Source organism: Pseudomonas sp. AC463, from assembly GCF_979253585.1.
In genome coordinates, this window is record NZ_CEEDDZ010000278.1 from 1 (window position 1) to 344 (window position 344).

At 64.0% G+C, this 344-nt stretch carries 1 protein-coding gene; it reads left to right on the forward strand.

Annotated elements, in window-relative coordinates; translation table 11 throughout:
• On the forward strand, positions 1 to 344 hold a 344-nt coding region (locus AC0IYH_RS30140; protein WP_471837781.1), incomplete at both ends, for a TonB-dependent receptor domain-containing protein.

A 344-nucleotide genomic window follows, 5' to 3' on the forward strand; every position in this document is an offset into this window, starting at 1 on the left:
GGTCCGGATCGGGCGGCAACAGTGCGCTCAACCCGTTCAAGGCGTGGCAGTACGACATCGGCATCGAATGGTATTTCAAGCGCGGGTCGGTGCTGGGCGCGACGCTGTTCCGCAAAGACGTGTCGGACTTCATCGTGCCGCTGGTGCTCGACGTGACGCAGACGGTGAACGGCGAGCAGGTTCTGATCCAGCCGTACAGCACGGTCGCCAACGGCTCCAACGCGCGGTCGCAGGGTGTCGAGGTGTACGCGCAGCACACGCTGCCGTTCGGTCTCGGCGCGCAGGTGAACTTCACCTACAACGATACGTCGGTCGCGCAGATCACGGTCGACGGGCAGAATGTC